Genomic DNA, 7676 nt, shown 5'->3' with positions numbered 1-7676 from the left:
GCGGGGCAGGTCCTCGTGCTGCCCGCCGGAGCTGATCCGCAGCTTGGCGCGGTCACTCGACTCGTAGAGGTTCGGGCTGACGGTCGCGCCGCCGCCGAATACCGAGTCCAGGTCGAGCCGGGCGTCCCGGACGTTGGTCGTCGCCGTCGGCTCGGCCGGCGTGCCCAGCGGCGAGCTGGCGTCGAAGGTGATGTCGTGGTCGAGGAACTGGCCCACGAACGTGCTGCCGGCGGTCATGTTCGCGACGTTCTGGTCGACGTTGCGCGGGCTCAGCGCGGGTTCGGTGACCAGGCGGACCGGCCCCACGTTGAGCGGGTCGGCGGCATCCATGATCCCGCCCAGCTTGCCGATGTCGGACATGGCGTTGCGGACCGCGGTCGAACGCGGGTCGGCGAACGCGGGCAGGTTGAACAACCGGCTGAACCGCGGGTCCGGGGCCGCGGCCACCGCAGGTCCCTCGACCTGCGCGGCGGCGGGCTCGATGTTGGGGATGACGACCGCCCCCGCGACACCCGCACCGACTCCCCCGAGGAATCGGCGGCGGCCGACGCCACGCCTGCGGTTGGTGGACTCGTCTGAGCTGATGGACATTCGTCGCCTCCGGGCGAATCGAGGCCGAACGAGACCGCCGGATCCGGCGCTGCGGACCGGAACCGGTGCCGGCTGTCATGCTCGACAACGGAGTGATAGCTGGGGCCGGGCAATTTCTGGAGGAGCGGCGGCATCATTCGCCATGGCGGCCGCAGGTGACCCTTTCCGTGCGGGAGAAGGTGGACCGCCATGGTCTCTCCTCAATCGACAAGCCTGTAGAGCAGACTGGACTGATGCAATATTGAATCGATTCTGTTGCTAACCCTTGGGGGCGCGTTCAGCAATAAACACCGGGCTCCGCGCATAAGCCGATGGAATGCTCGGATGAATAATCAATAACAGCGTATGGCCTGCGGTTTTCCGGCCCGGAAAACGATCTTGCGCACCGCTCCATGATCGATGACAACGATGTCAGCGATCGTCAAACCACCGCAAACCCCCCACGAGGCCACCAACCGGCGTCGGCGGCCCGCAGCACGACCGATCGGGCTGGGGCTACCCGCCGCGACACAACCGCGACATTTGGTGAAGCATTCCCCCGGCCCATGTCACAATTTGTTGGGCCAAAAGAACGTCAAATATTCAATCAACGCAGGGCGAAACCCAGATTTCGGCCGGCATCATGCAACTCAGCCCGCGCATCGGGATGAGCGACATGGTCTATGATCTGCTGAGCCTGTTCATTCGCGTCATTACCCCAGATGGTCGCGGTACCCTGCTCGCTGACGATATAGCTGTGTTGGAACGAGGTGACCGGCCCGGTCAGCCGAGGCACCACAGTGGACACATCGGCCCGGGGATGCCAGGAGGGCAGCGCGATCACCGCCCGCCCACCGCGCGAGTGCAGGGCGCCGACCACGAAGTCGTTCTGGCCGCCGAAACCGGAGTAGATGGCCCCGCGCACCCGGTTGGCGTTGGCTTGGGCATACAGATCTATCTCAAGCGCACTGTTTACCGAGACCAGCGACCGCTGCCGGGCAATTAACCCAGGATCGTTGGTTTTTTCGGTCCGCAGCAACCTGATCCGCGGATTGTGATCAACCCATTCGTAGAGTTGCGCCGAGCCGAACACGAAGGACGCGGTGATCGGCGTTTCCGGGTCGAGCGCGCCGGCCCGTTCCAGCCCGAGCACCCCGTCGCTGAACATCTCCGACCACACCGCCAGGCCGCGCCGTTTGGTCAGGGCGGACAGCACCGCGTCCGGCACGGCGCCGATGCCCAGTTGCAGGGTCGCGCCGTCACCGATCAGCCGGGCCACCCGTTCGGCGATCGTGTGCGAGACCGACCCGGCCGGACGCTCCGCGGGCGAGGCCAGCGGCTCGTCCACCTCGATCGCGTAGTCCACGTCCGCGCTGGCCAGCACGGCGTCCCCGTAGGTGTAGGGCATGCACGGGTTCACCTGGGCGATCACCAGGCCGCCCCGGGCCCGCACCGCCTCGATCGCCGCCGGCAGCACGTTGACCTCGGTGCCCAGCGACACCGAGCCGTCCACCGGGGTCGAGGTGTGCAGCAGCACGATGTCCGGCGGCAGGGACACGGTGAGCAGGTGCGGCACCAAGGACAGCCGGGACGGGAAGTACCGCAGCCCGGGCCGGCCGCGCATCCCGGCGCCGACGAAGGGGGTCTCCAGTGTCACCCCTTCGCGGTCGGGGATGCCGGACTGCGCGTTGAGCGCGAACAGCCGGTACTGCGGAATCACCCGATCGAGGATGGCCAGTGTGGCATGCGGGGTGGCGAAGTTCCCGCTGACCACGACGCGCGGCCGCTCGGCGACACCCGACAGCACGGCCGCAAGCTGCGACTCGGAGACAACCCGCATGGGCCCGAGGTTAGACGCGGTCGCGGTGGGTGAGCCGGGAGACTGGCCGCATCAGATCAGCCAGCGGTTGCGCTGGACGATCGACATCTGCGACCACCTGCGGCCCAGCCCCCAGCGGTTGCCGGCGTACAGCAACGCGAGGCTGATCATCGCCAGGGCGTAGATGACGTGGTAGTCGATCAGCGGGTTGGTGGACCCGGTCGGCTCGCCCGTGTTGGTGGTCTTGGCCGGCGGCCATTCGGCCATCCACATCATCGCCATCAGGATCGTGCCGGCGACCGCGGCGACCCGCATGCCGATGCCGAGCAGCAGGGCGAACCCCAGCCCGGCCAGCGACAGCATGAACAGCCAGTCGGCCCAGACGGTGCCGGCCATGGACCGGAACATCGAGGCGAACGGGCCCTGGTCGATCGAGCCGAGGAAACCCCTGGTCGGCGAGCCGCCGTTGATCCAGGCCCGCGCGGCGGGAGTGGAGTAGCCCAGTCCGAACACCTTGTCCAGGAAGGCCCAGGCGAACACCAGACCGAGCCCGATCCGCAGCATCGCGAGCATCGCGGTCGCCGCCCGGGTCATGCCACCGCCGGCGGCCACGGGCATCATCTGCGCGGTCTGCTCCGGCGTGGCGGCGATGATCGCGGGATCGTCGGCGGACCGCGGCCCGGGAACGCTCGTGCTCGTGCTCTTGGTCTGTGGCGCTTCCTTGCTCGGGGTGGACATCAGGGCCTCCCGTGTGTCGACACGCGTGACACACCTGACCTAACTCCTGGCCTCGGAGCCGGTAAACGTTTGCCTGGCAAGCTCACTCGATCGTGGCGGTCGCCGGGCAGCACCGTCCTGACCGGACCGTGCGACCCACACAGAACCTTCACAGGACACGCCCCCGACGGGCACGTTCGCTGCCTAGGCTCAGCCCATGCGGGACCGAGAGCGCCGGGTGCTGGTGGTGGAGGACGAGCCGACCATCGCCGAGTCGGTCGCGGTTCGGCTGCGGGCGGAGGGTTTCGCGGTGGACATCGCGCGGGACGGGCCCGCCGCGGTGGCCGCGGCCGAGGCGACCGCGCCGGACCTGGTGGTCCTGGACGTGATGCTGCCCGGCTTCGACGGGCTGGAGGTGTGCCGGCGCATCCAGGCGCAGCGGGCGGTGCCGGTGCTCATGCTGACCGCGCGGGACGACGAGACCGACGTGCTGGTCGGCCTGGCCGTCGGCGCGGACGACTACCTCACCAAGCCGTTCTCCATCCGGGAGTTGGCCGCCCGGGTGCACGCGCTGCTGCGCCGGGTGGACCGGATGCGCTCCGACGAGACCGCCGAGGCGACCCCGATCGTGCTCGGCGACCTGGAGATCAACCTGGCCGAGCGGCGGGTGCGGCGGGCCGGCGCCGAGATCCACCTCACGCCGACCGAGTTCGACCTGTTGGTGCACCTGGCGAATCGCCCCCGGGTGGTGCAGCCGCGGGAGCGGCTGCTCGCCGAGATCTGGGGGTGGGGCGATGCGGCGGCGGGCACCCGCACGGTGGACAGCCACGTGAAGGCGCTGCGGCGCAAGCTCGGCGCGGAGCTGATCCGCACCGTGCACGGGGTCGGCTACGCGCTGGAGACCGGACGGTGACCCGCCGGTGGCCGCGGCCGCTCGACCCGGTCCGCTCGATCAAGCTCAAGCTGAGCATCGTGGTGGTGGCGCCGGGCGCGGTCGCGCTCGGCTTCTTCTGGTGGCAGATGGGCTGGCTGCCGCCGAAGACCACGCTGATCGCCGTCGGCCTGGCGGTGATCACCTCGCAGTTGCTGGCGCACGGGATGACCCGGCCGCTGCGGGAGATGACCACGGCCGCCGGGGCCATGGCGCGCGGCGACTACACCCGGCGGGTGCGGGCCACCTCCCGGGACGAGGTCGGCCAGCTCGCCGTGGCGTTCAACCAGATGAGCGCCGACCTGGCCGCGGCGGACCTGCGCCGCCGCGAGCTGATCGCCAACGTCTCCCACGAGCTGCGCACACCGATCTCGGCGCTGCGCGCGGTGCTGGAGAACCTGGTCGACGGCCTCACCGCGCCGGACCCGAAGACCCTGCGCACCGCGCTCGCGCAGAGCGAGCGGCTGTCCGGCCTGGTCACCGACCTGCTGGACCTGTCCCGCATCGACGCGGGCGCCAGCTCGCTGCATCGCGAGGTGCTCAGCGTCGCCCGGCTGCTCGACGACGTGGTGGCCGAGGCGGCGGTGAACGCGGCGGCCGCCGCGCGGCCGGTGCGGATGTCGGTCGCGGTCGACCCGCCGGGCGCCACCGTGTTCGCCGACCGGGCGCGGCTGCATCAGGTCATGGTCAGCCTGCTGGACAACGCGGCCACCCACGGCCCGCCGGACGGCCGGGTCCAGGTCGTGGCGCACGCGGTACCCGGTCAGCTGGTGATCGAGGTCCGGGACGAGGGCCCCGGGATCGCGCCGGAGGAGCGGCACCTGGTGTTCCAGCGGTTCGCCCGGGGGGAGCGGGCCAGCGGCGGCGGCACCGGGCTGGGGCTCGCCATCGCGCGCTGGGTGGTCGACCTGCACGGCGGCACGATCGCGGTGGTCGATCCGGTGGCGATCCACAGTGGACAGTCGGAGCCGGGCTGCCGGATCCGGCTCACGCTGCCGGCGACGGGCTGACCGCACACGTCGTGTGGACGGCGATATCGCCGCCGACCGTTGCCTCGCGGGGCACGCGGGGCAACGATCGGCACCCCCGGTTCGGCGTACCGCGTGCCCGTTTCTACCCGGTCCCGGCGGTGGAGACCACGTAACGAACCGGCAGTTTCGCTTTCGGGAGAACAGGTGTGAGGTTTCCGCTCCCCGCGCGTTTAACCAGTTGGACGACTGTGCGCACAACGGGTTCGGAAGGTGGTCATACTGGGCGTCGCAGAGGGTGCGTTCCTGGCCACGCCGGGGGCCGCGCCGAAAGTCCCGGCCGAACTGGGAACGACCGTGCCCGATGACGCGCAGCACTGCGAGCTCGAGGTGGCCACGCTGCCGTTCGAGCAGGTGTACCGCGAGCACGCCGCCCGCGTGTACCGGTACTGCCTGTCCCAGCTGGGCAACGCCAGTGACGCCGAGGACCTCGCCGCGGAGGTGTTCGCCGCGGCGTTCGCCAGCTATCTGGCCAACCGGTTCGACGGCGGGGTGGTCCTGCCGTGGCTGCTGCGCATCGCGCACAACGAGGTGATCGACCACAGGCGCAAGCGGACCCGGCGCTCGGTACTGCTCACCCGGTTCTTCGGGGGCGGCAGCGAGGTCGACACCTCGGCCGATGTGGAGGGCGCGGTGCTGCGGCGCGACGAGCTGAACCGGGCGCTGCTGGCGATGCAGCAGCTGTCCGAACGCGACCGCACCCTGATCGGCCTGCGGATCGCGGCGGACCTGCCGTACGCGGAGATCGGCGCCGTGGTCGGGTTGTCCGAACATGCCGCGACCGTGGCGACCAAACGGGCGCTGCAACGGCTGCGCAAGCGGATGGAGGTGCGGCCGTGACGACACGCGAGACCTCCGAGCCGTTTGACGAGGCCGCGTTGCGGGCACTGTTCGACGCCGTCGAGGCGCCGGCCGCGCTGGAAGCCGCGTGGCAAGGCAAGGTCGCGCTGCGCACCGAGCCGGCGGCCGAGTTGGCGGTGGTCCGACCGCTTCCGGACCTCGCCGAACGCGCCGCGGCGCGCCGGCCGACGGCCCGGGTGCTGGTCGCCGCCGTCGCCGCGCTGGCGGTGGGCGGCGGAATCGCCGGGGTGATCGCGGCCAACCAGCGGCCCAAGCCGGACCCGGACCAGATCGTCGTGACGATCGAGGACCCGACCACCACGAGCGTGCCGGCCTCCCAGACCAGCGTGGCGACCCCGCCTTCCGCGCCGCTGGGAACGCCCGGTCCCGGGTCGGGTGCGCCGGCCGGGCCGGGCACCGCCGCACCGCGCCCCGGCGCGGGCCCGGGCGGGCCGGCCGGCCCGGGCGGCGCCGCGACCCCGATCGCGCCCGCCCGCGGGCCGCTGGCCGAATGGCCCAACGCCGGGAACACCGGCGTGCCGGCCGAAACGAGGCTGCAGGTGCGCAACGGCGACTGGCACATCACCCAGGCCGGCGCGGTCATCGCCGACTGGACGGTCAACGGCACGATCTACATCGACGCGCCGGACGTCACCCTGCGCCGGGTGCGGGTGGCGCCCTCCGGCGACGTCGGCGTGCGACAGTCGGCGCCCCGGCTGCGCATCGAGGACAGCGAGGTGGGCAGCGGCGCCGTGCGCTACGGGGTGCGGCAGGAGGCGCCCGGCCTGGTCGTGCAGCGCAGCGACATCACCGCGAGCACCGCCGCCGTCTGGATCGGCGGCGATGCCACGATCGTCGACAGCAACCTGTCCGGGCTGCGCACCCCCGGCAACGCGAGCCGGATCATGTTGCGGCACAACACGATCGGCGCGAGTGTCACGCTGCTCGACCAGGCCGGCCCGGTGACCGAGGTGACCATCGACAACAACCAGATCGGAGACTCCGGGACCATGGCCCGGATCTACGCACCGTCCAACCCGGCGTCGCACCACATTCTGGTCACCGGCAACCGGTTGCGCCGCGACTCGCCGAGCGCTCCGGCCGCTTCCAGCGGCTGGAACGCTCAGGCCCCCGGCAACATCTGGACCGGCAACGTGTGGTCGGACACCAGCGAGCCGGCCAGTCCGTAGCCGGCGAGATCTTCCTCGTGGTCCTCGGGATGCAGGCCCGCCGCACGTAGCAACCGGGCCAGCACGACGACCGGGTCGGCGGTGGCGCCGAGCCCGCGCAGGTCGACCCGTTCGCCCTCCCGGCGCAGCCTGCGGGCCAGACAACCCGCCCAGTCCGGCACGCTCGGACACGGCTGCGGCCGGTCACAACCGCACCCCCGACCGGCCTGGGCGCCCCGCCGGGCGGCCGCCTCGAACTCGGTACGCGCCGTTCCCTGCAGTCCGAGCGCCATCGCCAGCAGGCGCACCGACGCCCGGTGCGGGCGCGACACCCGGCCCCGCTCGATGGCCTGGATGGTGCGCGGGCTCAGGCCTGACTTCTCGGCCAACTCCTCCTGCGTCATCCACCGGTTCTGTCTGCCCTGCCTGACCAGTACCGCGAAGTCCGTCATCGGCGTTCCTCCCAGGCCCCCTCGCCGCCCGCCGCGGCGCTTACCCATCACAACGCGCGAGCCGCGCGAACCTCACACATTCACCAAGCCTGCGGGCGGTTGTACCTGTCGCAGAGCCGCCCGGCATGCCAGGATGTGCGGCGGGGCGGG

8 protein-coding genes are annotated in these 7676 nt (G+C 71.3%); 4 read left to right on the top strand and 4 right to left on the bottom strand.

Annotated elements, in window-relative coordinates:
- From VFO68_RS24255 to VFO68_RS24245, 3 genes are all read right to left on the bottom strand, one after another.
- The coding region (locus VFO68_RS24255; RefSeq protein ID WP_325160673.1) for a twin-arginine translocation signal domain-containing protein at positions 1-591 on the bottom strand (591 nt) is incomplete at its 3' end.
- Between the two features lie 586 nt (positions 592-1177).
- The gene (locus VFO68_RS24250) at positions 1178-2410 is read right to left on the bottom strand and encodes an acetyl-CoA hydrolase/transferase family protein (RefSeq protein WP_325160672.1); all 1233 of its coding nucleotides are present in this window, start codon (positions 2408-2410) and stop codon (positions 1178-1180) included.
- Between the two features lie 51 nt (positions 2411-2461).
- The gene (locus tag VFO68_RS24245) at positions 2462-3010 is read right to left on the bottom strand and encodes a hypothetical protein (protein ID WP_325160675.1); all 549 of its coding nucleotides are present in this window, start codon (positions 3008-3010) and stop codon (positions 2462-2464) included.
- Positions 3011-3323: 313 nt separating this feature from the next.
- Here VFO68_RS24245 and VFO68_RS24240 point away from each other — a divergent pair, with 313 nt between their 5' ends.
- The 4 genes from VFO68_RS24240 to VFO68_RS24225 all read left to right on the top strand — a co-directional run bounded on the left by VFO68_RS24240 (position 3324) and on the right by VFO68_RS24225 (position 7095).
- Positions 3324-4019, top strand: coding sequence for a response regulator transcription factor (locus tag VFO68_RS24240; protein ID WP_325160671.1), 696 nt, complete (start codon positions 3324-3326; stop codon positions 4017-4019).
- Positions 4016-5047, top strand: coding sequence for a HAMP domain-containing sensor histidine kinase (locus VFO68_RS24235; RefSeq protein WP_325160670.1), 1032 nt, complete (start codon positions 4016-4018; stop codon positions 5045-5047). Before VFO68_RS24240 ends, VFO68_RS24235 begins: the two co-directional genes overlap by 4 nt.
- A 231-nt stretch (positions 5048-5278) precedes the next feature.
- Entirely contained in the window at positions 5279-5905 is a 627-nt protein-coding gene (locus tag VFO68_RS24230; protein WP_325160669.1) for a sigma-70 family RNA polymerase sigma factor, read from the top strand.
- The gene (locus VFO68_RS24225; RefSeq protein ID WP_325160668.1) at positions 5902-7095 is read left to right on the top strand and encodes a hypothetical protein; all 1194 of its coding nucleotides are present in this window, start codon (positions 5902-5904) and stop codon (positions 7093-7095) included. The genes VFO68_RS24230 and VFO68_RS24225 overlap by 4 nt, the downstream gene beginning before the upstream one ends.
- On the opposite strand, the gene VFO68_RS24220 is transcribed toward VFO68_RS24225, so the two are convergent.
- Positions 7029-7526, bottom strand: a complete 498-nt coding sequence (locus tag VFO68_RS24220) for a helix-turn-helix transcriptional regulator (RefSeq protein ID WP_325160667.1) — start codon at positions 7524-7526, stop codon at positions 7029-7031. The genes VFO68_RS24225 and VFO68_RS24220 overlap by 67 nt on opposite strands.
- Positions 7527-7676: the final 150 nt, after the last annotated feature.

This window comes from Actinophytocola sp., assembly GCF_035712165.1.
Classification (GTDB): domain Bacteria; phylum Actinomycetota; class Actinomycetes; order Mycobacteriales; family Pseudonocardiaceae; genus DASYTH01.
The sequence above is the reverse complement of the archived record's forward strand: the minus strand, read 5'-3'. Positions and strand labels throughout refer to the sequence as shown.